The following is a 23,266-nucleotide window of genomic DNA, read 5'->3' on the forward strand; positions in this document are numbered from 1 at the left end:
ATGCGGATCACCCGGCCGCCGTTCGCACCGGTGGACTTCAAGGACGCCGACCTCCTGGACTCGGCCTGGTACGCCACCGCCGACCCGCACGCGCTCTGGGCGCAGCTGCGCGAGAGCGACCCCGCGTACTACTGCGACCCCGCCGACGGGCGCGAGCCGTTCTGGGTGCTGACCCGGTACGAGGACGTCTCCCGGGTGCTGCGCGAGCACGAGTCCTTCTCCTCGCGGCGCGGCACCATGCTGTGCATCGTCGATCTGAGCATGCCCGACTTCGCGTCGGACGAGATGATGCCGGACACCGACCCGCCCCGGCACCGCCAGCTGCGCGAGCCGGTGAACCGGGCGCTCACCCCGCGGGCGATCGCGGCCCAGGAGGGCGCGCTGCGCCGCATCGTCCGGGACCTGCTGCGGCCGGCCCTGGACGGTGAGGTCTTCGACATCGCCCAGGCGGCACTGCTGTTCCCGATGGCCTTCACCGGGACGCTGATGGGCCTGCCCAGCGAGCACTGGCGGCGGATGTCCGAGCTGACCACGATGACCGTGGCCTACGACGATCCCGACTACGCGGTCGGCGACGCGAAAACGACGCTGCGCCTGGCCCACCACGAGCTGTTCGACTTCTTCCGGACCGAGGTGCGCAGCCGCGCCGCCGGCGGCACGGAGGCGACGGACGTGATCGGCGTGCTGCGCGCGATGGACGTGGACGGCGAACAGCTGACCGAGCGCCAGCTGATCCTCAACTGCTACGCCCTGCTGCTCGGCGCCAACGTCACCACCCCGCACGTGGCCGCGACGATGGTGCGGATGATGGCGCACCACCCGGAGCAGTACCGGGCGGCCCGCGCGGACCCGGAGCTGCGCCGGCCGCTGCTCCAGGAGGCGCTGCGCTGGGCGTCCCCGGCCAGCCACTTCATGCGCTACGCCGTCCGGGACGTGGAACTGCACGGGAAGACCGTGCGCGCGGGCGAGCCGGTCAGCGTCTGGCTGGGTTCGGCCAACCGGGATGAGCGGGTCTTCGAGCGGCCGTACGAGTTCGACGGGACCCGCCAGAACAACAAGCACCTGGCCTTCGGGGTGGGGCCGCACTACTGCATCGGCTCAGGCCTGGCCACCCTGGGCCTTCAGCTGCTGCTGGACGAGCTGCTGGAGCTGGTGGAGGCGGTGGAGCCGGCCGGCGAGGTCCGGCACCTGGCGTCGAACTTCGTGGCGGGCTACAAGAACATGCCGGTCCGGCTGACCCCACGGGCCGGCCTGACCGACCGGAAGCTGGCGGGGGCGGGCGCGTGACGGCTTCCCCCGCCCGGGCGCGGGCCGGGTCCTGGTTCGACGACCGCTTCCGCTCGGCCCGGGCCGAGTTCAGCCTCTTCTGCTTCCCGTTCGCCGGCGGCACCGCCGCCTACTACGCCTCGTGGGCGGCCGCCTTCGCCGGTGACGTGGTCGAGCTCGTCCCGGTGCAGCCGCCCGGGCGGGGCGCGCGGATGTCCGAGCCGGGCGCGGAGAGCATCACCGCGATGGCCGAGGAGGTGGCGGCGCTGATCGCCGGCTCGGGCAACCGGATCCTGCTGCTCGGCCACAGCATGGGGGCGATCACCGCCTTCGAGGTGGCCCGCAGGTTGGAGCGGCTGGGCCGCCCGGCGGAATTCCTGACGGTCAGTGGACGGCCGTCGCCCGTGCTGACGCGTCCGCTCTCACCGGTCTCCACGCTCCCCCGCGGCGAGTTCGTCGAGATGCTGCGGGAGTACGGTGCAGCGCCGGACGAGGTGCTGGCCCACGAGGAGCTGCTGGATGTGCTGATCCCGATGATGCGGGCCGACTTCGCGATGATCGAGGGCTACCGATACAGCCCGGGCCCGGCACTCTCCTGCCCGGTGCGGGCCTGGTGCGGATCCCGCGATCCCGAGGTCACGCCGGCGGACATGCGGGGCTGGGGGGCGATGACCGAGAACCGCTTCGAGCTGTCGGTCCGGCCGGGCGGGCACTTCTTCCTGACCGATCACCGGAACGAGGTGGCGGCCGAGGTGCTGAACGCGGTCGCGGCGCTGGGCTGACGAACCCGACTGCGGGCCGGGACGGATCACCGTCCCGGCCCGCAGTCGTGCTGGCGCCAGCCGCCGCACCGGGGCCCGCCCATCGGCACCCGCCGCGTACCGGGGCCCGCCGTCATGTCAGCACCCGCCGCCATACCGGGGCCCGCCCTCATATCGGCACCCACCTCGTGCCGTGGTCCGCCCTCATGCCGGGGCCCACCGCCATACCGGCACCCGCCCTCACGTCGGCGCCAGCCGCCGCACCGAGGCCTCGCCCATCGGCACCCGCCGCGTACCGGGCCCGCCGTCATGTCAGCACCCGCCGCCATACCGGGGCCCGCCCTCATGTCGGCACCCACCTCGTGCCGGGGTCCGCCCTCATGCCGGGGCCCGCCGCCATACCGGCACCCGCCCTCACGTCGGCGCCAGCCGTCCTGCCGAGGCCCACCGTCGTATCGTCGGCACCCGCCGTCATATCGGCACCCGCCCTCACGTCGGCACCCGCCGCCGTACCGGGGCCCGCCGTCCTGCCGGAGCCAGCCGTCGTCTCGGCGCCAGCCGTCGTCTCGGCACCCGCCCTCACGACGGCACCAGCCGCCGCGCCGGGGCCCGCCGCCCTGCCGGAGCCCGCCGTCATATCGGCGCCAGACGTCCTGCCGACGCCCGCCGCCGCATCGGCGCCAGCCGTCGTCTCGGTACCCGCCGCCGTCTCGGGGCCCGCGCAGGGTGGCGCGGGCCCAGGGACGGTCAGCCGCGAGCGGCCGCGTCGATCGCCGCCGCGAGTTCGCGCACCGTCGGGTTCCGGTACAGCAGCGGCACCGGCAGCTCGTGGCCGAAGCGGTCGCTCAGGCTGCCGGCGACCTGGAGCACCTGGATGGAGTCGCCGCCGAGCGTGAACAGCGAGTCCTCCCGGCCGACCCGGCGGTGGCCGAGGTGGGTGGCGAAGGCCCGGGCCACGGCCTGCTCGGTCTCGCCCTCGGGTTCGCTGTACCGGGCGGCGGCCCGGTCGCCGTCCCGCCCGGCCAGGATCTGCGCGGGGTCGGGTGCGCCGGCGGCGTCCCGGGCGATCCGCGGTGTCACCAGTACCTGCACCAGCCGGCCGTGGCCGGCCAGCGCCGCCGCCACCGCTCGCCGGACCTCGGCCGGCTCGGCCGTGGCCTCCGGCACCACGGCGACCACCGTGCTGCTGCCCGCGAACTGGTCGTCCGCCAGCTGCGCCTTCAGGTGCGCGTTGGCCGGATCGACCCCGAGCACCAGGTACGGCAGCGGCTGGTTGAGCGCGCCGAGCAGCAGGGCCAGTCCGTCGGACGGATCGACGGTCAGCAGTCCGCGCCGCTCGGCGGCGGCGACCAGCGGGCTGCCCGCGTTCATGCCGGTCTCCGCCCACATGCTCCAGGCCAGGCAGCGGACGTACCGGCCGTCGGACGCCCAGCGGTGGGCGTAGCCGTCCAGGGCCGCGTTGGCGGCCGAGTAGGCCCCGTAGGTGCTGCCGCCGAGCAGTCCGTTGACCGAGGAGAACAGCACCACACCGGTGTCCGGTCGGGTGGCGAGCAGTTGTTCCAGGGCGGCGCCGCCGGCCAGTTTCGCGTGCAGCATCCCGCGCAGCCACTGCGGGTTCTCCCGGCGCAGCTCGTGGCCGGACAGGTCCTGCCACTGCGGGGTGACGGACGCGCCGGCGGTGTGCACCACCAGGTCCAGCGGGCGGCCCCAGTCGGCCTCGGCCTCGGTGACGGCCCGGCCGAGGGCCTCCGGGTCGCCGATGTCGGCGGCCGCGTAGCGCACCTCGCCGAGGGTCCGCAGGTCGGCCAGGACGGCGGCCGGTTCTGCGGCGAGCCGGTCCTCGGGGGTGCGGCCGGTGATCAGCAGCCGCGCGCCGAGCGCGGCGAGCAGGTACTCGGCGACGTGCCGGCCGATTCCGCCGAGCCCGCCCGCGAGCAGGCAGCGGCCGCCGGGCCGCAGCGCCTGCGGCGGCACCGACCGGGTGTCGGGGAGGTCGGCCAGCCGTAGCCGTGGGGTGTGGGCGACGGCGTCCCGGACGGCCACCAGGTCGGCCGGGTGGCCGGCCAGCGCGGACCGGGCCGCTTCCTCGGCGTCGGCCGCGGGCGCCAGGTCGACCAGCCGGATCGCGCCGACCGTGCCCTCGGCCGCCGCGGTGCGCACCAGGCCGGCGAGTGCGGCGCTGCCCGGGTCGACGGGGTCCTCGGCGTGGACGCCGAGCGCTCCCCGGGTGAGCACGGTGACCTCGGCGGCGGGCAGGGTCCGGGCGAGGGCCGCGAGGGTGTCCAGCAGCCGGACGGAGCGCGCGGCGGGGTCGGGCTCGGGCCCGGACTCGGCCTCCCAGGCACAGATCACCCGGGGGTCGGGGCCGAGGGCGGCGAGGCGGGCGAGTTCCGGCTCGAAGCCGGCCTCGGTGCCGGGGAGGGTGATGGTGTGCAGCTCGCCGGCCGGCAGCAGGGCGGCGAGTGCGGCGGGCAGTGCGCTGCCGGGCCTGGCGAGCAGCAGGACCGGGCCCCGGCCGGGCTCGGTGTCGCGGGCCGGGCCGAGCGTCTCCCAGACGCGTTCCAGGACCCGGCCGGGGCCGGCCTGCTGCGGGCCTTCGGCGGTTTCCGGTCCCCGGCCGTGCTGCCGGTCGTACTGCCGGTCGGCGAAGCGTCCGGCGAGGTACTGCTCGGCGAGCTGCCCGCGCTGGATCTTCCCGCTGGCGGTGCGCGGGAACTCCTCGGCGCTGACCGGCACCACCGCCGCCGGGCGCAGCGCCAGTTCGCGGGCGAGCGCGGTGCGCACGGCGGCGACGGCGCCGTCCAGGTCGCCGGCGGCCTCCTCGGCGGGGACGAAGAACACCAGCACCGCGTCGGTGCCCGCCTCCTCGTCGTGGATTCCGCAGACCGCGGCGCAGGCGGGCCGCACCCCGGGTACCTGCTCGATCACGGCCTCGGCGTCGGAGACCGGGTAGTTGGCCCCGTTGACGATCACCATGTCCTTCTCGCGCCCGGTCAGGGTGAGCCGTCCGTCGCGCAGGAAGCCGAGGTCGCCGGTGTCGAACCAGCCGTCCGCAGCGAAGCTCGCCGCGTTGGCGGCGGGGTTGCGGTAGTACTCGCGCAGCAGGGTGTCGCCGCCCACGTGGAGGCGGCCGATCCGTCCCTCGGGGAGCAGCGCGCCCTTTTCGTCGACGATCCGCAGTGCCACTCCGGGGATCGGCGGGCCGACCTCGGTCAGCGCCACCGACCTGGGCGTGCCGTAGGGGACGGCGCCGAGCTGCCCGTCGAGGGTGTCGGGGTCGAGCGAGACGGTGCCGACGGCGGGGTCCTCGGCGTGCAGCACCGAGTAGGTGACGCCGGAGGAGGTCTCGGACATGCCCCAGCAGGGCACCATCGCGTCGGTGGGCAGGCCGTGCGGTGCGAGCTGCTGGAGGAAGCGCCGCGCGGTGCGGGCCACCACTGCCTCGCCGGCGTTGCACAGGTGGCGGGCGGTGGAGAGGTCCCAGTGGCCTGCGGCGATCTCCTCCGCGTGCTTGTTGACCAGTGCGAACGCGAAGTTGGGGGCCCAGGTGTTGGTGATCCGGTAGCGGTCGATCCAGTCGAGCAGGGCGACCGGCCGCCGGACGAAGTCCTCGGTGCGGGCGTTGACGTGTTCGCAGCGCAGGAAGACGTCCCGGACGTTGGACATGACGATGCCGCCGACGTGGTCGAGCGGCATGAAGTTGAGTGTCACCTCGTGCTCGGTGAAGCCGTTGGCGGCGATCACGGCGTGGCTGCGGGCGGTGATCGACCGGTGGGCGTGCCGGACGCACTTGGGCGCTCCGGTGGAGCCCGAGGTGAGCAGGTGCAGGGCCGGGCGGTCCGGGTCGTCGGGCAGCGGGTCCGCGGGGTCGGCGGCGGTCAGTTCGCGCACCGAGGCGACCCGGGGGCCGTCGGCGGTGCCCCAGAGCCCCGCGAGGCCGGCGGTCGGGTCGCGCAGGGCGTCGTCGGTGAGGATCAGCGGCCGCTCCAGCAGTTCCCAGGCCGAGCGCAGCCGGCGGGTGACGGCGTTCTCGGCGGTGTAGTCGGGTGCGGGCCCGACCGGGGTGGGGACCAGTCCGCCGAGTACGCAGGCCCAGAAGCCGGTGAGGAAGGCCCGGCTGTCGGCGCAGTGCAGCAGCACGGCCTCGCCGGGTTGCAGTCCGCGCTGCCGCAGGCCGGTCAGCAGGCAGCGGGCCTCGTGCAGCAGGGCGGCGTAGCTCTGCCGGTCGGTGCTGCCGTCGGGCAGCAGGAAGAGCGTGCCGCGTTGCGGCGCCGTCTCGGCGGCCCGGATCAGCGCCGCGGTGAGGGTGGTGGGTGCGTCCGGCGGGAGCGCGAGGGGCCCGCCGGTGCTGAGGGCGAGCCGGTCGCCGGGGATCGGCCGGGCGGCGGGCGGCCGGACCGGGGACGGTGATTCGGCGGTCCGGTCGGCGGGTGCGGCGCGCAGTCGGCGGTCGGCGACGGCCGCCGCTTCCCGGACGCCGGGCACGGCAGCGGCCAGCCGCCCGAGTTCCGCCAGGTCGGGGCCGGTCGGCCGCGGTGGCTCGGCGGGGTACGCCATGGTGGGCCCTTTCAGTCGGTCAGCACGGTGCGGGCGAGCACCTGGAGGGTCCGTTCGGTCGGGCGGTTGACGAAGTAGTGGCCCCCGTCCACCTCGTGGTGGCTGTGTCCGGCGGTGGTGCAGGACTCCCAGCCGGCCAGGTCGGCGCGGTCGACCACGGTGTCCTCGGTGCCGCGCAGGGTGGTGACGGGGCAGGGCAGCGGGTCGCCGGGCCGGTGCCGGTACTGCTCCCAGAGCGCGAAGTCGGCGCGCAGCAGCGGCAGCAGGAACTCCACCATGGCCGGGTTGGCCAGCACCGCGTCGGGCAGTCCGCCGCGTTCCCGGACGGTGTCGAGGAGTTCGGCGTCCGGCAGGGTGTGCAGCGGGCGGGCGGGCGGTGGGGACTGCGGGGCGGGCTGGGCGGCGGCGATCACCCGGCGCGGCCGGATGCCGTGCCGCTGCCCGAGCTCGCGGGCCAGTTCGTAGGCCAGCAGTCCGCCGGCGCAGTGCCCGTAGAGGACGAACTCGTCGGTGCAGAACGGCCGCAGGGCGATGGCGGCGGCCCGGACCAGCGGGTTGAGGCCGGCCGGCGGGTCCTCGGCGGAGCGGTCCTCGCGGCCGGGCAGTTGGACAGCGAGGACCTCGACGGACGGCGGCAGCAGTTCGGGCCAGTCCCGGTAGACCGAGGCGCCGCCGCCGGCGTAGGGCAGGCAGATCAGCCGGACCGAGGGGGCGGGCCGGGCGGCCCGCCGGATCCACGGCGACTCCGCGGTGAACACGGCGCCCGCCATCACTCGTCCCCGAACCGGGAGCGGGACAGGTCGGCGATCTCCTCGTCGCCGAGTCCCTCGACCAGGTCGAGGGCGGCCGCCAGCAGTTCGCGGCGCTCGGCCTCCCGGGCGAGTGTCTCGTCGATGATCCGGGCCAGCCCCGCGGCGGTCGGTGCGGCGAAGAACTCGGAGATCGGGATCTCCACGCCGAAGACGGCCTTCACCCGGGGGGCGATCCGGATCGCCTGGAGGCTGGTGCCGCCGAGCGCGAAGAAGTTGACGTGCTTGCCGACCCGGGCGCCCAGCAGCGGGCCGAACACCTCGGTGGCGACGGTGCGTTCGGTCGCGGTGGCGTCGGCGAGGTCGTCGGTGCCGAGGAGGTCCGGTGCGTCGAACTCGACCGCGGGCAGTGCCCGCCGGTCCACCTTGCCGCTGCGGGTGAGCGGCACCTCGTCGACCGGGACCAGCACGCTGGGCACCATGGTCGGGGGCAGCCGGTGGCCCAGCGCCGAGCGGACGGCGTCCAGCTTCAGGTCGGCGCCTTCGGCGGCGACCACGTAGGCGACCAGCAGGGTGCCTCGGTGCGGGTCGACCGCGACGTCGGCGACCGCCCTCGCCACCTCGGGCAGCGACTGGATCGCCGCTTCCACGTCGCCCAGTTCGATCCGCACCCCGCGGACCTTGACCTGCCGGTCGGCCCGGCCGCGGAAGACCAGGTCGCCGTCCGCGCGCCAGCCGGCCAGGTCTCCGGTCAGGTACATCCGGGAGCCGGGCGGCCCGTACGGGTCGGGCCGGAACCGTTCGGCGGTCAGGTCGGGGCGGCCGAGGTAGCCGCGGGCCACGCCGAGGCCGGCCACCGCCAGTTCGCCGACCGCTCCGGCCGGGAGCAGCCCCAGCTCGGCGTCGAGGACGTACGCGCGGTGGTTGGTCATGGCCCGGCCCATCGGGGGCGAGCCGGTCCAGTGGCCCTCGCACTGCTTGGCCACCACCGTCACCGTGGTCTCGGTCGGGCCGTAGCCGTTGGTGAAGGCGCAGTGCCGGGCCCAGCGGGTGGTCAGCTCGCCGGAGAACGCCTCGCCGCCGACGAAGGCGACCCGCAGGTCGGCGTAGCGTTCGGGGGCGAGCAGTTCCATGATGGCCGGCGGCAGGTCGATCACGGTGATCCGCTGCTCGGTCATCAGCCGGTCGACGGTGTCCAGCGAGGACCGTTCCTCGTCGTCCACCACGTACAGCCGGGCTCCGGACAGCAGCGCGGCGAAGATCTCGAACACCGACACGTCGAAGCCCACGGAGGCGAACTGCAGGACCCGGTCCTCGGGGCCGAGGCCGAACATCTCCTGGACGTTGCGGATGAAGCCGGTGGCGTTGCGGTGCTCGATCAGGACGCCCTTGGGGCGGCCGGTGGAGCCGGAGGTGTAGATCACGTACGCCAGGGACTCGGGCGCCAGGTCGATCTCCGGCGGGGTGTCCGGCAGCCCCGTGGTGTCGGTGTCCACCGGTATCACGGTGAGGCCGGGCAGTCCGCTCAGCTGTTCGGCCTGCGGGTCGGCGAGCACGGTGCGGGCGCCGCAGTCGGCGAGCACGGTGCGGACCCGGTCGGCGGGCTGGCCGCTGTCGATCGGCACATAGGCGGCGCCGGCCTTCAGGACGGCGAGGACCGCCTCCACTGCGGCCGGGCCGCGCGGCAGCAGCACCGGGACGCATTCGCCGGGGCGGACACCCTGTGCGACGAGATGGTGGGCCAGCCGGCTGGTGCGGTGGTCCAGCTCCCGGTAGCTGATCTCGCCGCCGCGGGCGCCCAGCGCGATCCGGTCGGGGTGGGCGGCGGCGACCTCGGCGAAGCGCCGGTGCAGCAGTTCGGGCGGCCGGTGTCCGATCGGCGCGTTCCACTCCGCGAGGATCCGCTCGCGTTCCTCCTCGGCGGTGACGGAGAGCCGGCCGAGCCGCCGGTCCGGGACGGCGCAGCCCTCGGCGAGCAGCGCCAGGTAGCGTTCGGCGAGCCGGCGCGCGGTGCTCTGCTCGTACAGCGCGGTGGCGTAGCGCACCAGGACGGCCGGGTCCCGGTCGTCGAACCGGGTCTCCAGGGCGAGTTCGAAGGCGCTCGCGCCGGTCTCGATCTGTTCCGCGCGCAGGTGCAGCGCTCCGGCGGTGGCGGTGCCGATCGCTTCGGCGCCGGTCTGGAAGCCCAGCTGGGCCAGCGGCAGCCGGGACGGGTCGGGCTCCAGCCGCAGCCCGTCGAGGATCAGCCGGAACGGCAGGGACCCGTGCTGCTCGGCCTCGGCCCGGTGGGCGGCGACCCGGCGGACGGTGTCGGCGAAGGAGGCGTGCTCGTCCAGCTCGACGCGCAGCGGCAGCAGGTTTCCGCAGTCGCCGACCAGCAGCCCGGAGGGCAGCCCGTCGAGTGCCTGGTACGGCAGGCCGATGGTCAGGTCGGTGGCCGAAACGTGCCGGGAGACGAGCGCGAAGAATGCACCCAGCAGAACATCCCGTTCGGATACGTCCAGATTTTCCGCGAGTTTCCTCACGTTCGCCTGAATTTCACCGGAAGCCGCCACCTCGACGACTTCCGCGGTCAGGTCGAGTACCCGCGGCCGGGCATGGTCGGCGGATATTTCGGTGTTTTCCCAGGCCGCCAGCGCACGCTGCCAGAATTCCGCGTCCCGCTGGGCCTGCGGAGTTCCGGTCCGTTCCCGCTGGGCGCTCGCGTACTCGCCGAAGTGGCGGCTCGGCGCCGGGTGGCGGGACGGCTCGCCGGCCGCCCGGGCGCGGTACGCCTCGGCCAGGTCGTCCAGCAGCACGCCGGCCGAGCGGGCGTCCATCACCAGGTGGTGACTGACCAGGACCAGCACATGCCGGTCGGCCGACACCCGCAGCAGCCGCCAGCGCACCGGCGGCTCGGCGTTCAGGTCGAACCCGGTGGCCAGCGAGGTGGCCACCAGGTGGTGCAGACGATGGGTCAATTCATTTTCTGTGCAAGGTTCTTCGGAGAGTACGGCCGGTCGCGCCTGTTGCACAACCTGTACCCCGCCCTCGTGCTCGTGCGGGAAGACCGAACGCAGCACACTGTGCCGCTCGTGCAGGTCGTCCAGCGCCTGCCGGAGGGCCTCCCGGTCCAGCGGTCCGTCCAGGTGGAACGCGAACCCCAGCCCGTACGCCCTGCTGCTGGGCGACACCTTGTCGAACAGCCAGAGCTGCTCCTGCCGGTACGACAGCGGCGCGGTGCGAGCGCCGGGTGAGACTCCGTCCAGTCGGGAAAGCAACTCCGCCCGGCGGTCCGCCGGCATGCCGCGCAGCCTTCTGAGCAACTCGCTCTGCTGACTCAAATTTCGCCCCCCAGTCCACCGGGCGGCATCCACGGCTCTGCGGGAGACCACCCGTCCGAATTAATCGCGGGAATTACGCGCTCTGCTATCCAGGGTCGTCAACGTGTGACACAGTAGTGCGGTCATCGAGTCTCGACAAGGATCACAGCCATGGATTTTGGCATCACCCGTAGAGCTGTTGACTTCGGCGAAGAGCTGAAAACCCTGTTGACCTCTGCGGATACCGCCCGTTTGCTGGAGCGACTACGGGCGCGCGAGGACGGCATGGACGGAGACGTGCGCGAGGTCTACCGCCACCTCGGCCGGGCCGGGGTGCTGGCCCCGTCCTGGCCCGAGGAGCACGGCGGCCGGGGCGGCGACTTCACCGAGACGATGGTCCTGCTGGAGGAGCTGGTGCGGCACGGGGTGCCACAGAGCCTCTACTACATATCGGTGCAGATCGTCGGCTCGCTCATCATGCAGTCCGGCAGCGAGGAGCAGAAGCGCGAGCTGCTGCCCCGGCTGGCCTCCGGCGAGCTGGCGGCCTGCATCCTGTTCACCGAGCCCGAGCACGGATCGGACCTGGCGTCCGTCACCGCCCGGGCGGAGCCGGACCAGGGCGGCGGCTGGGTGCTGGACGGGCGCAAGACGTACAACCTGAAGACCGGCTACGCCGACCTGGCGCTGTGCGTGGTGCGCACCGACGACGAACTCAACCGCTACGAGGGCCTCACGCTGTTCCTGGTGCCGCTGGACGCGCCGGGGGTGACGGTGCGGCCGATGGCCGCCCTGGCCGGTGAGCAGTTCCACGACGTCACCCTGGACCAGGTCCGGGTCGGCCCGGAGGCACTCCTCGGTGCGCCGGGCGCGGGCTGGTCGCTGATCACCCGGATGTTCGCCGCCGAGCGCAGCGGGCTCGACTACTACGCCCGCGCCCGGCACTGGCTCGACCTGACGGCCGAGCGCCTCACCGACGCCGGCCGCGAGCCCGACTCCACCGAGCTGGCCGACCTGGCCCGGCACCGGGCCCGGCTGGACGCCGGCCGGCTGCTCACCTGCCGGGCGATGCAGCAGCTCCAGGAGGACCGGCCGGACATCGCCCGCGCGTCAATGTCGAAGTGGCACTGCAGTGAGACCGCGCAGGCGATCTCCTGGTGGTCGCTGGAGGTGATCGGGGTACCACTGCTGGACCCAGGCCGGGACGAGGGTGTCCTGGAGGCCGCGTACCGGGAGGCCCCGGGGATGACCATCTCCGGCGGCGCGTCGGAGGTTCTGCTGGACATCGTGACCGGTGCCCGGCTGCTCGAGGACGTGGAGACGGGGGGCAACTGATGGATCTTCGGACGGATCCGGTCCAGCGCCGACTGGCCGAGGCCGTGGACGCCGCGCTCAGCCGCACCGGCGACCCGTACGCCGAACTGGCCGCCATCGGCGTGCCCGAGCTGAGCCTGCCGGCCCGGCTCGGCGGGTACGGCCTCGGGCTGGGCGCCGACGTGGTCGTCAACCTCCGGCTCGGCCACCACCTCCAGCCGCTCCCGGCCGGGCGGGAGACCCTGTTCGCGCTCGGCCTGCTGACTGCCGAGCAGCTGCCCGACGGCCTGCTGGAACAGGTGCTCAAAGGCGCCGCACACGTGGTGACCATCGGGGTGCACGACCGGCCCACCCTGCGGGCCGACCAGGCGGGCGGGCTGTGGGGGGAGAGCGGGCCGCTGCCGTCCGGCGAGCCGGCGCTGGCGGTGGTCCGCGCGACGGCCCCCGGCGGCGTCCCGCGCTGGTACGTTGTGCGGCCCGACCCGGCGGACGAACCGGCCGGCGACGGAAGCCTGTTGGGCGTTCCGGGCCGGACGGTGCGGTTCGCCGGCACCCGGGCCACCGAGATCGAGGTGCCGGACGAACTGCTCCGCTCCGAGCTGGACGCGGCCCGCATCCGGCAGGCCGCCGTCCTGCTCGGCCTGGCCGACCGGGCGGTGGCGGCCACCCGCACCCATGTGAACCGCCGGACGCAGTTCGGCCGCCCGCTGGTCGAGCTGCAGACGGTGGCGCACCGACTGGCCCGGCTGGTGGGCCTGGCGGACGGGTGGCGGCTGCTCGTGCACGAGGCCGCCTGGCGGCACGACCTGGGCGAGCCGTGCACCGGCGAGGCCGCGCAGGCGCTGGCCGCGGCGGCCGAACACGCCCTCACGGCCACCCGGCTGTGCATCCAACTGCACGGCGCACGCGGCATGCTGGCGCACTCGACCGCCGCGACCGCGTACCGCCTGGCCTCGCTGGAGGCCACCCGGATGGGTCCGCCCGCCCGGCTCTGGGCGGAGGCCGGCCGGGCGCACCTGGCGGCGGGGCGGGCCGCGCCCGGCCTGACCGGCTGAGCACCCGGCCCGGCGAATGCGCCCAGGGTCTGTCCGGTCGGTCCAGCGGGATGATCCGGCGTCGCGCGCCCGGCAGGACCGGCCGGACAGACCCTGGCGGCCGGGCGCTCAGCCGGCCGTCAGGTCGGCGTGCAGCCGCTCCAGCAGGGCGGCCGGCGGGTCGAGGAAGGTGTAGTGGGTGCCCGGCAGGAGGACGTCCTCGGTCGGCGCCCACTTCGCCCAGCCGTCCATCAGCCGGTACGGCACCTCCACGTCGGCGTCCCAGCCGATCGCGGTGAGCGGGCAGGGGGCCCGGCCGGCGGCCGGCTTGCGGTAGCGCCGGTTGGCCTCCACGTCGGCGGTCATCACCTCCATGAAGAGGTCGACCAGGTCGGCCGGCGGGTTCGCCGAGCCCAGCGCGCCGAACAGCCCGCGCAGTTCGTCGCGCAGCTCCTCCTCGGACAGCCCGAGGAACCGCCCGTACGGTCCGTCCTGCGGGGCGACCTGGGAGGAGAGGAAGCACCGGGCCGGTGGGCGCAGGCCCAGTTCCTGCACCCGCAGCACGCTCTCGAAGGCGGGCAGCGCGCCGCCGCAGTGCCCGAACACCCCGTACGGCCGGTCCAGGTAGTCGGAGATCCCGTCCACCAGATCGACCGCGAGGTTTTCGTAGGTACCGAAATGCGGCTCGCGCATCCGGTTCTCCCGGCCGGGCAGCTGGAGCGGGAGGAGTTCGACCCCACCGATCCGCTCCGGCCATTTCAGGAACATCGAGGCACCGCACCCCGAATAGGGGAAGAGGAACAGCCGGAATTCGGCGTCGGGCGCGGGCGCCCGCAGGAACCACTTCGGAATCGGCATGCCCACGATGGTAGCGATTCGACTCAACATCAGCTAGCAGTACGTCAGTTGTGGCTGCTAGGCTGCGGCTTCGCACCGCACTTCGAGTGGCCGCTGGCCCTTCCGCCGTATGCTCAGGGGGTTCGATGCAGGGGGCGCAGTTCAGTGTGCCGTTGGCTCCGATTCAACAGCACTTCCTGAATTCCGGGGCGTTCGGCGGATCGCAGAGCGAATGCGCCGCACTGCGGATCCGCGGGCCGATCCTCCGGCCCGTTCTGGAGCACGCGGTGGCGGCGCTGGTCGAGCGGCACGAAATACTTCGCAGCACCATTTCCACGGAGAGCGGCGAGGCGTTCCTGCACGTGCACGACGCCCCCGCGCACCCCCCGGTGACGTGGCTGGAGCTCACCGGCCGGCCCGGCCCCGAGCAGGCGGCAGCGGCGGCGGCCCGGGAGTTCGCGGAAGCCGAGACCGATCCGTCGACCGGCCCGCTGCTGCGCGTCCTGGCGGTCCGGCTGGCCGGGGACGACCACGTGCTGGTGCTCGCCGTGCACCATTTGGTCGCCGACGCCACCTCCGTCCGCGTCATGGTGGACGAGCTGAGCCGCGACTACGCCGCACAGCTGGCCGGGCAACCCGGTCCGGTGGCCCCTCCGGCGCTCCAGTACCCGGACTTCGCCCGCTGGGAGCGCGAGGTGCTGCTGCCGGTCGCGGAACGCACCGACGGGCCGTTCTGGCAGAACGCGCTGGCCGGTGTGCCGGCCGCGCTGGACCTGCGGACGGACCGGCCGCGGCCGCCGGTCAAGGGCCTGGCGGGCCGCCGGACGGAGTTCCGGTTCGACCCCGCGCTGGGCCCGCGGCTGCTCGCCTTCGCCCGCGCGCACCGCGCCACGCCCTACACGGCGGCGCTGGCCGCCTTCACCGCGCTGGTCCACCGCTCCACCGGCGCCGCCGACTTCGTCCTGGGTGTGCTGGCCGCCAACCGCACCGCACCGGGCGTGGAGCGACTGGTCGGCCAGTTCTCCAACACCGTGCCGCTGCGCCTGGACCTCACCGGGGAGCCGGACTTCGCCGACCTGACCGCACGCTGCGGCCGGGTGGTGGCGGGCGCGGTCGAGCACAGCCGGCTGGCCTTCGGCCGGATCCTCGAACTGACCCGGCCCGAGCGCGATCCCAGCCGCACTCCCCTGATCCAGCACCTGTTCGTCCCCCGGCTCGACGCGATCGGGACCACCCGCTTCGCCGGGCTGCCGGTCACCGAGTGGGAGGTGGAGCGCGGTCGCGGACGCTTCGACACCATCGTCGAGTTCGCCGCCACCGACACGGAGGCCACGGCCTGGGTGGAGTACGACAGCGCGCTCTACACCGAGCAGGGCATCGCCGACCTGATGGCCGACTTCGAGCAGCTGCTCACCGACTGGTTGGCCGACCCCGCCCGGCCGCTCACCGGGCTCGCCCTGGCCGACCGGGCCGCCGCCGAGCCCCCGGCCGTCATCGGGGCCGATCCCGAACCGGTGCTGTCCGCCGCGGAGTTCGGCCGCCTCGCCCGCGAGAGCGGGCCGGGGGACCTGGTGGTGGACGGCCCGGTCCCCGCCGCCGACCTGGCCCGGCTCCGCGAGCGGCCCGGCCGGCGCGCGCTGCGACTGATCCGCCCGGACGGCGCCGGCGCCCTGCTGGTGGCCGACTTCACCGGGCTGCCCGAGCGCTGGCCGACCCTCCGGGTGGCCGGCCCCGGCCGGCTGCTCCCGGCGGCGGGGCTCTCCCCGCGCACCCCCGCACCGCTGCACCTGGTCCGCGACGGGCACGCCGTGCCGACCGGACTGACCGGCCGCCTCGCGCCGTCCGGGGAGATCGAGCTGACCGGCGGCGTGGAGTTCCTCAGCGGATCGCCCCAGCCCTCCCCCGCCGCCGGCGGCGCCGGGGACGCCCTGCTCGCCCTGGTCTGCGAGCTGTGGACGGAGACCATGGACGTCCCCGCGGTGGGCCCCGACGACGACTTCTTCGTCCTCGGCGGGCACTCGATGCTCGCCGCCCGCCTGGTCGAGAACCTGCGCGACAGCCTCGGCCGGGAGATGACCGTCCGGATGCTGTTCGAGAACCCCACCCCCGGTCTGCTCACCGAGGAGCTGCGCCGCCGCAACCCGGAACTGGACGAACTGCTGCGCCTGGTCGGCGAGCTCGACCCCGGGGAACAGTCCGACTTCGCGGAACAATCCGACCCCGGGGAGCAGCCCGACGGCCCGGCCGCCGAGCGGGAGCCGGCCGAGCAGCTGGTGCCGCTGCTGTCCGGGCAGCGCCAGCTGTGGCTGGCCGAGCAGCTGAACCCGGGCCGGCTGACCCACACCATCCCGGTGCTGCTGCGGATCGACGGCCCGCTGGACGGCGGGGCGCTGCGCGCCGCGGTGGCCGACGTGGTCGCCCGGCAGCCCGGGCTGCGCGGGGTGTTCGTGGAGGTGGACGGCGTGCCGATGCAACGCATCGTCCCGTTCACCGGGTTCGAGGTGCCGCTGACCGATCTGGCGGCGCTGCCCGCCGGGGAGCGGCGCGAGCGCGGCCGGGCGCTGGAGGAGGAGACCGCGTACGGCGGCTTCGACATCGCCACCGGCCCGCTGCTGCGGGCCCGGCTGGTCAGGTTCGGCGAGCGGGAGCACGTGCTGCACCTGCTGTTCCACCACCTGGTCACCGACGAGGTGTCGATGACGCTGTTCATGCGCGAGCTGTCCGAGTACTACCTGGAGCGGACCGGTGCGCGGCCGGCCCGGCTGCCCGAGCTCGGCCTCGGCTTCGCCGAACTCGCGGCGGCCGAGCAGGAGTTGCTGTCCGGCCGGGAGGGCGAGCGGCTGCGCCGGTTCTGGTCCGCCACGCTGGCCGGCGCGCCCCGGCTGGAGCTGCCCACCGACCGGGCGCGCCCGGAGCGGCCCGCGTACCAGGGCGAGTTCCTGGGCCGGCCCGCTCCCCGGGAGCTCGCCGACGCGGTGATCGCCCTGGCCGCGGAGCGCCGGACGACGGCGTACACGGTCTTCCTCACCGCCGTGGTGGCGCTGCTGCACCGGTTGAGCGGCCAGTCGGACTTCGTGGTCGGCGTGCCGACCGAGAACCGGTCCCGGCGCGGCAGCGAGCACCTGATGGGCTGTTTCCTCAACGTGCTGCCGGTCCGGGTGGACTGTTCGGGCGATCCGACCGCCGCCGAGCTGCTCGACCGGGTCGGGGCGCGCCTGCTGGAGTGCTACGACCACCAGCGGCTGCCGTTCTCCGAGATCCTGGAGGCGGTCCGGCCGGACCGGCAGAGCGACCGGCACCCGGTCTACCAGGTGACCTGCGAGCTCCAGCTGGCCGGCTGGATGCCGGTGGAGCTGCCGGGCTGCGAGGTCCGCTACGAGCTCCTCTCGCACGGCACCGCCCGCTACGACCTGTCGTTCCACGGCATGGTCCGCGAGAGCGACCTGATGACGATGCTCGAGATCGACACCGCCCTGTGGAAGCCGGAGACCGGCCTGCGGTGGATCGACGAGCTGACCGCCCTGCTGGCACGGCTCACCGCCGCGCCCGATTCCCGGCTGTCCGAACTGGCCGGCCGGCCGTCCCCGACCGACGACGGGAGTTCCCGGTGACCGAGCACAACGGCCCACGTCTGATCGCACTGTGGAGTGCGCCGCGCTGCCGATCGACCGCGTTCATGCGGATGATGGCCGAGCGGGGCGACTTCCTGGTGGTGCACGAGCCGTTCTCCCACGTGGCCGACTTCGGCGCGGCCGAGGTGGCCGGGCGGCGGGTGGGCAGCGAGGCCGAGCTGATCGCTCTGCTGCGCGAACTGTCCCTGGAGCAGCCGGTGTTCTTCAAGGACACCACGGACTTCCGCTACCCGGGGCTGCTCGCCGACCAGGCCTTCCTGGCCGAGGTGTCGCACTCCTTCATTCTCCGCCACCCGCGCGAGGCGATCGCCTCGCACTTCGCGCTCAACCCGGAGCTGAGCCGGGACGAGATCGGTTTCGCCCTGCTCGCCGAGATCTTCGACGCGGCCGTGGCCGCCGGCCGGCAGCCGGTGGTGGTGGACTCCGACGACCTGCTGGCCCTGCCGGAGCGGACCGTCGAGGAGTACTGCGCCCGGGTCGGCATCCCGTTCCTGGAGCAGGCGCTGTCCTGGCGGCCGGGGATGCGCGAGGAGTGGCGGCGCACCGAGCGCTGGCACCGCTCGGCCAGTGAGACCAGTGGCTTCCAGCGGGTGGCCGCCGCGTACTCCAGTACGCCGGAGAACCACCCGCTGCTGGCCGACTACCTCGACTTCCATCTGCCGTACTACGAGCGGCTGATGGCGCACCGGATGACCGTCACGCCCTGATCTGCCGCACCGTCACACCCTGATCTGCCGCTCCGCCATCAGCTGCAGGCCCCGGCGGTCGAGCTTGCCGCTCGGCAGCTGGGGCAGGGTGTCGACGACGCGGACCGTCTCGGGCACCAGGTGTCCGGGCAGTCGGCCGCGCAGGTCCTCGCGCACCGCGTCGGGGTCCAGATCCCCGGTCCTGGCGAGCACGAAGGCCACCAGGATCCGGTCGATGCCCTCCTCGCCGGCCACCGTGGCGCCGCAGGCGGCCACCTCCGGGTGGTCGCTGACCGCGGCCTCCACCTCGGCCAGTTCCACCCGGAAGCCGCGGATCTTGACCTGGTCGTCGGCCCGCCCGAGGAAGTCCAGCGCGCCGTCCGGGCGGCGGCGGGCCAGGTCCCCGGTGCGGTACATCCGGCCGCCGTCGCCGTCGGGCGCCGGCAGGAAGCGTTCCGCGGTCAGCGCGGGCCGCCCCCAGTAGCCGTAGCTCACCTGGTCGCCGGCCACGTACAGTTCGCCGACCTGGCCGACGGGCACCTCGCGGGTGTTCTCGTCCAGCACGAACACCCGGTTGCCGGGGATGGCCGTGCCGATCGGCGGAAGGGCGAGCCAGCGGGCGGGGTCCTGCTCCAGCGGGTGCCAGGTGACGGCGTGGGTCTCGACCGGCCCGTAGTGGTTGCTGATCCGGCACTGCGGCATCCGGGCCATCAGTTCACGCAGGGCGCGGGTGACCTGGAGCTGCTCGCCGCCGGGGATGAGTTCGCGCAGGGCGGCGGACTCGGCGTCCACCGCGTCGGCGACCATCACCAGCGCCTGGAGGCCGACGTACGGCAGGAAGATCCGCTCGACCCGGGTGCGGATCAGCAGCTCCCAGGTGAGCAGCGGGTTGCGCCGGGTGTCGTCGTCCACGCAGACCAGGGTGCCGGCGGTGGCGAAGGTGGAGAAGATCTCCTGCAGCGCGACGTCGAAGGAGATCGCGCCGTACTGCAGGGTGCGGCTGCCGGGGCCGACCTGCGAGGTCGCCGCCTGCCAGCGGACCAGCCCGGCGATCGAGGAGTGCGGCATCAGCACGGCCTTGGGGCCGCCGGTGGAGCCGGAGGTGTAGAGCAGGTAGCAGCCGTCGGCGGGGTCGGGCTCGGGCAGCGCCGGGGCGGCCGGGTCGAGCGGGGCGGCGAGCGCCTCGCTCAGCAGGCAGGCCCGGCGGCCGTCACCGGTGAACTCCCCCACCGTGTGCTCCTGGCCGACCACCACCTCGGCTCCGCTGTCCTCGAGCATCATCAGCAGCCGGGCGCGCGGGTAGGTGATGTCCAGCGGCAGCACCACCGCGCCGGCCCGCAGGACGCCGACCAGCCCGACCAGCAGGCCCGCCGAGCGCTCGGCGGCGAGTGCCACCGTGTCCCCGGTGCGCACCCCCAGGGCCAGCAGCCGCCGCGCCACCTGCTCGGTGGCCTGCCAGAACTCCCGGTAGGTCAGGACCTGTTCGCCGTCCAGCACCGCGGGGACGGCCGGGTGTGCGGCCGCCGCTTCAGCCATCAGGCCGACCACCGTGCCGGCTCCGCTCGGCTTGCTCACCACTGCTGTCCCCTCCCCTGCTCGGCGGCCCGCTGCGGGGCCCGGTCGAACTGCGCCACCACTGCGGCCAGCCCGGGGTTGCGCATGACGCTGTAGTGGTCGCCCTCGACCCGGCCGACCGTCAGGTCCGGCAGGTGCCGGTGCCAGCTGTCCACCGTCTCGGGCGAACGCGTGGCCTTGATCAGGTGGACGGCTCCCGGGTAGGGGGTGGCCGGCCGGTACTCGGCGAGGTTGAGGATGTGCGAGCGGTACACCGCGTACTGCCGCATCAGCTCTTCCAGGTCCAGTACCTCGGGCGCCTCGGCGCCTAGCTGCTCCAGCAGGTCGGCGAAGATCCGGCGCGGGCTGAGCCCCGCCGTCGCCACCGGCGGCAGGTCCAGGTCGAAGTCGGCCCGCAGGCCCTCCAGGAAGCCGGCCAGGATGCGCTCCTCGGCGTCCGGCGCGTTGACGTCCACCTCGAAGAGGAAGGAGTCGACCATCGTCACCGGGGTCAGCGGGCCGCCGCGTTCGGCGTGGATCCGAGCCATTTCGAGCGCCACCACGCCGCCGAAGGACCAGCCGGCCAGGACGAAGGGCGCCTCGGCGACCTCCGCGGGCAGCTGGTCGAGGTAGCGCTCGGCCAGCGCGGTCAGGGTCGCCCCGGGGTGCCGGCCCTCGAAGGCGTAGACGGTGCGGCTCGGCAGTGCGGCGGCCAGCGGCCCGTAGCAGAACACCCCGCCACCGGCCGGGTGCACGGCCACCAAGGGAACCGGCGAGGTGCCGGACTGCATCCGCACCAGGTTGGCGTCGCCCGCGTCACCGCCGGCCGAGACGGTCTCCACCCGGGCGGCCAGGTCGGCCACCGTGCGGTAGCGGAAGAGCACGCTCACCGGCAGGTCGACCCGGGTGGCCCGGCGGATCCTGGTCATCAGCTGGATCGCGAGCAGCGAGTGGCCGCCTAGCAGGAAGAAGTTGTCGTGCACGCCGACCTCGTCGACGCCCAGCACCGCGCACCAGATCTCGGCCAGCAGACGTTCCAGCTCGGTGCGCGGCGCGACCCGCTCGGTCCCGCGCTGCTCGCCCGGGTCGATCGCGCCGAGCGCCGCCAGGTCGGCCGCGCCGCGCGCGGTCAGCGGCAGTTCGGGGAGCAGCGCGTAGCGGTGCGGTACCAGGACGCCGGGCAGGACGCGCTGGGCGTGGGCCCGTACGGCGTCGCGCAGCTTCCCGTGGTCGGCCCACTCGCCGCCGGTGGCCGCGCCGTCGGCGGGGGTCAGGTAGGCGGTGATCAGGGTGGTGCCGTGCGCGTCGGGGGCGGCGACGATCCGGGCGTCGCCGATCGCCCGGTGGGCGACCAGGGTCTCCTCGATCTCGCCGCGCACCACCCGGACCTGTCGGACGTGCAGTTGGTCGCGGGCGGTGCCGAGGATCTCCAGTGCGCCGTCCTCGCGGAACCTGCCGAGTTCCTCGGTGGGCTGCCCGTCGCCCTGGTCGGCCTCGTCGCCCGCGTGGATGCGGCCGGGCGCGCCGACCGGGACCAGCCGTCCGGCCTCGTCGCGGATCCGGACGGCCAGCCCGGGCAGGACGGTGCCGGCCACCTGGTGGCCGGGCGGGACGTCGCCGTGGCAGCGCCGGACGGCCAGGTCGCCGATTCCGGTGGCGCGGTGGACGGTCCACAGCTCCGCCTCGGGGAGGGCGCGCAGGCAGCGGCGCTCCAGGTCGAGGCCGAGCGGTTCGTCGCCGACGATGATCCGGCGGGGCTTCGGGGAGCTCTCCCCGCGCTCCACGGCCCGGACCACCCGGGCAAGCAGCGCCGGGGCGATGCAGAGCGTGTCGATGTCCCCTTCGGCGAGGGTGCGCAGGACGCGGTCCGCGAGGTCCTCCTCCGGGCCGGCCAGGACCGGCCGGGCGCCGCTGTCCAGTGCCCAGCGCAGTTCGTCGGGCGCGACGGCGCCGGCCCGGGCGGCGAACAGCACGTTCGCGCCGGGCGGCAGGTCGAAGGTGCGCCGGCGGCGGTCGGCGGCGCGGGCCGTGGTGGGGTCGGTGGCGTTCCAGCCGGGGCACAGCTGCTCGGCCGGGCCGGTGCGGTCGCCGACCTTGACGTCGGGCCACTGTCCGGCGGCGGGCAGCGGCTGCCCGGGGGTCGCCGATCCGCCGATCCGGCCGAGTTCGGCCAGGTCGTCCGGCCCGAACAGGTCGAGTGCGGCGAGCGGGGTGTCGGGGGCCTCGACCGCCGCGGCGAGCAGCCGCTCCAGCAGGTCGGCCATCCGGGCCACGGCCGCCGCCGGGAAGAGGTCCCGGTTGTACAGCCAGGTGCCGCCCATCTCGTTCTCGCCGACGAAGACGTTGAATTCCAGGTCGAACCGGACGATTCCGGTGTCGAACGGCACCAGGTCGGCGTCCAGGTGCGGCAGCCGCACCCGTTCGTCCGAGGCGGTCTGGAAGTTGAACAGCACCTGGAAGATCGGGGTGACGGTGGGGTTGCGGTCGGGCTGGAGTTCCACCACCAGCTTCTCGAACGGCATGTCCTGGTGGGCGAACGCGCCGAGCGCGACGTCCCGCGTCCTGGCCACCGCCTCGCGCAGTCCCGGTGTGCCGCGCAGGTCGGTGCGCATCACCAGGGTGTTGACGAAGAAGCCGATCATTCCCTGCAGCGCGCCGTGGGTCTGCCCGGCGGCCGGGACGCCGACCACGATGTCGTCCTGTCCGCTGAAGCGCTGCAGCAGGGCCGAGAAGCAGGACAGCACCACGGCGAACGGGGTGCTGCGTTCCTGTGCGGCGAGGGCGAGGATCTTCTCCCGCAGGCCCTGCCGGAAGCGGAACTCGTGGACCCCGCCGTTGGCCCGGTGGTGCACCGGGCGGGCCGCGTCCAGCGGCAGTTGGAGCAGGCCGGGCGCGCCCTCCAGCCGCTCCCGCCAGTAGGCGTTGAGTGCCTCCACGCGGTCGCCGGAGAGCCTGGCCCGCTGCCAGAGCGCGAAGTCGATGTACTGCTGCTCGACCTCCGGCAGCCCGGCCTCGGCGCCGCCGCGGACCTGCTCGTAGAGGGCGTCCAGCTCCCGGAAGAGGGTGATGATCGACCATCCGTCACAGACGATGTGATGGACGGTCAGGGCTATCAGGTGTTCCTGCGGGCCGACGGTGACGACCAGGACCCGCAGCAGCGGCCCCTCCGCCAGGTCGAAGGGCTGCCGGACCGAATCCCGGACCAGCTGGTCGGCGGCGGCCGCCGGATCCTCGGCCGCGCTGACGTCCCTGGTCTCGACCGTGGGCCGGAACGGCGGCCGGACCCGTTGGACCGGCGCGCCGTCCCGGCTGCTGAAGACCGTGCGCAGCACCTCGTGGCGGCGGATCACCTCGGCCAGCGCCCGGCCCAGTGCCTCCGGGTCGGGCGCGGTCGGGGTGCGCAGCACGATGGGGACGTTGTACGCGCTGCTGCCCGGGACCAGCCGGTCGAGGATCCAGAGCCGTCGCTGGGCGAAGGAGACCGGACCGGTGCGGTGTTCGGGGCTCCGGCCGGGATCGGCCAGTCGTGCGGCGAGCAGTCGGCGCTTCTCGGCAATGCTGTCGGTCAATCCCGGCT

General features: G+C 74.3%; 12 protein-coding genes. 6 read left to right on the forward strand and 6 right to left on the reverse strand.

Going from position 1 to position 23,266, the window contains the following annotated elements; genetic code table 11:
* Both ACFV18_RS04280 and ACFV18_RS04285 read left to right on the forward strand, forming a co-directional pair.
* On the forward strand, nucleotides 1-1,287 hold the full coding sequence (locus tag ACFV18_RS04280; protein ID WP_380479016.1) for a cytochrome P450: 1,287 nt from the start codon (nucleotides 1-3) through the stop codon (nucleotides 1,285-1,287).
* Complete coding sequence (locus ACFV18_RS04285) at nucleotides 1,284-2,048, forward strand: thioesterase II family protein (RefSeq protein ID WP_380479018.1); 765 nt, start codon at nucleotides 1,284-1,286, stop codon at nucleotides 2,046-2,048. Before ACFV18_RS04280 ends, ACFV18_RS04285 begins: the two co-directional genes overlap by 4 nt.
* A 726-nt stretch (nucleotides 2,049-2,774) precedes the next feature.
* On the opposite strand, the gene ACFV18_RS04290 is transcribed toward ACFV18_RS04285, so the two are convergent.
* The 3 genes from ACFV18_RS04290 to ACFV18_RS04300 are packed head-to-tail and all read right to left on the reverse strand — an operon-like array spanning nucleotide 2,775 to nucleotide 10,656.
* Entirely contained in the window at nucleotides 2,775-6,584 is a 3,810-nt protein-coding gene (locus tag ACFV18_RS04290) for an SDR family NAD(P)-dependent oxidoreductase (protein ID WP_380479020.1), read from the reverse strand.
* An 11-nt stretch (nucleotides 6,585-6,595) separates the two neighbouring features.
* A complete protein-coding gene (locus ACFV18_RS04295; RefSeq protein WP_380479022.1) occupies nucleotides 6,596-7,354 on the reverse strand; it encodes a thioesterase II family protein in 759 nt (252 codons plus the stop codon).
* Nucleotides 7,354-10,656, reverse strand: coding sequence for an amino acid adenylation domain-containing protein (locus ACFV18_RS04300; RefSeq protein WP_380479024.1), 3,303 nt, complete (start codon nucleotides 10,654-10,656; stop codon nucleotides 7,354-7,356). The genes ACFV18_RS04295 and ACFV18_RS04300 overlap by 1 nt, the downstream gene beginning before the upstream one ends.
* 207 nt (nucleotides 10,657-10,863) lie before the next feature.
* Between ACFV18_RS04300 and ACFV18_RS04305 the strand changes: the two genes are divergently transcribed.
* Nucleotides 10,864-11,967 (forward strand): acyl-CoA dehydrogenase family protein, encoded by a 1,104-nt coding sequence (locus ACFV18_RS04305; RefSeq protein ID WP_380479025.1) that lies wholly within the window; start codon nucleotides 10,864-10,866, stop codon nucleotides 11,965-11,967.
* Nucleotides 11,967-13,001: an acyl-CoA dehydrogenase family protein gene (locus ACFV18_RS04310; RefSeq protein WP_380479027.1), complete on the forward strand. Its 1,035-nt coding sequence runs from the start codon at nucleotides 11,967-11,969 to the stop codon at nucleotides 12,999-13,001. Before ACFV18_RS04305 ends, ACFV18_RS04310 begins: the two co-directional genes overlap by 1 nt.
* A 108-nt stretch (nucleotides 13,002-13,109) precedes the next feature.
* Here ACFV18_RS04310 and ACFV18_RS04315 read toward each other — a convergent pair whose 3' ends face one another.
* Nucleotides 13,110-13,838 (reverse strand): thioesterase II family protein, encoded by a 729-nt coding sequence (locus ACFV18_RS04315; RefSeq protein ID WP_380479029.1) that lies wholly within the window; start codon nucleotides 13,836-13,838, stop codon nucleotides 13,110-13,112.
* A 152-nt stretch (nucleotides 13,839-13,990) separates the two neighbouring features.
* Between ACFV18_RS04315 and ACFV18_RS04320 the strand changes: the two genes are divergently transcribed.
* Together ACFV18_RS04320 and ACFV18_RS04325 are read left to right on the forward strand one after the other, a co-directional pair.
* Nucleotides 13,991-17,428, forward strand: a complete 3,438-nt coding sequence (locus tag ACFV18_RS04320) for a condensation domain-containing protein (RefSeq protein WP_380479031.1) — start codon at nucleotides 13,991-13,993, stop codon at nucleotides 17,426-17,428.
* Nucleotides 17,425-18,156, forward strand: a complete 732-nt coding sequence (locus tag ACFV18_RS04325) for a sulfotransferase family protein (protein WP_380479033.1) — start codon at nucleotides 17,425-17,427, stop codon at nucleotides 18,154-18,156. The genes ACFV18_RS04320 and ACFV18_RS04325 overlap by 4 nt, the downstream gene beginning before the upstream one ends.
* 12 nt (nucleotides 18,157-18,168) lie before the next feature.
* Here ACFV18_RS04325 and ACFV18_RS04330 read toward each other — a convergent pair whose 3' ends face one another.
* On the reverse strand, nucleotides 18,169-19,710 hold the full coding sequence (locus ACFV18_RS04330) for an amino acid adenylation domain-containing protein (protein ID WP_380479035.1): 1,542 nt from the start codon (nucleotides 19,708-19,710) through the stop codon (nucleotides 18,169-18,171).
* Nucleotides 19,707-23,258 (reverse strand): condensation domain-containing protein, encoded by a 3,552-nt coding sequence (locus ACFV18_RS04335; protein WP_380479037.1) that lies wholly within the window; start codon nucleotides 23,256-23,258, stop codon nucleotides 19,707-19,709. Before ACFV18_RS04335 ends, ACFV18_RS04330 begins: the two co-directional genes overlap by 4 nt.
* Between the last annotated feature and the right edge of the window lie 8 nt (nucleotides 23,259-23,266).

It is taken from the genome of Kitasatospora sp. NPDC059673, assembly GCF_042734215.1.
Classification (GTDB): Bacteria; Actinomycetota; Actinomycetes; order Streptomycetales; family Streptomycetaceae; genus Kitasatospora.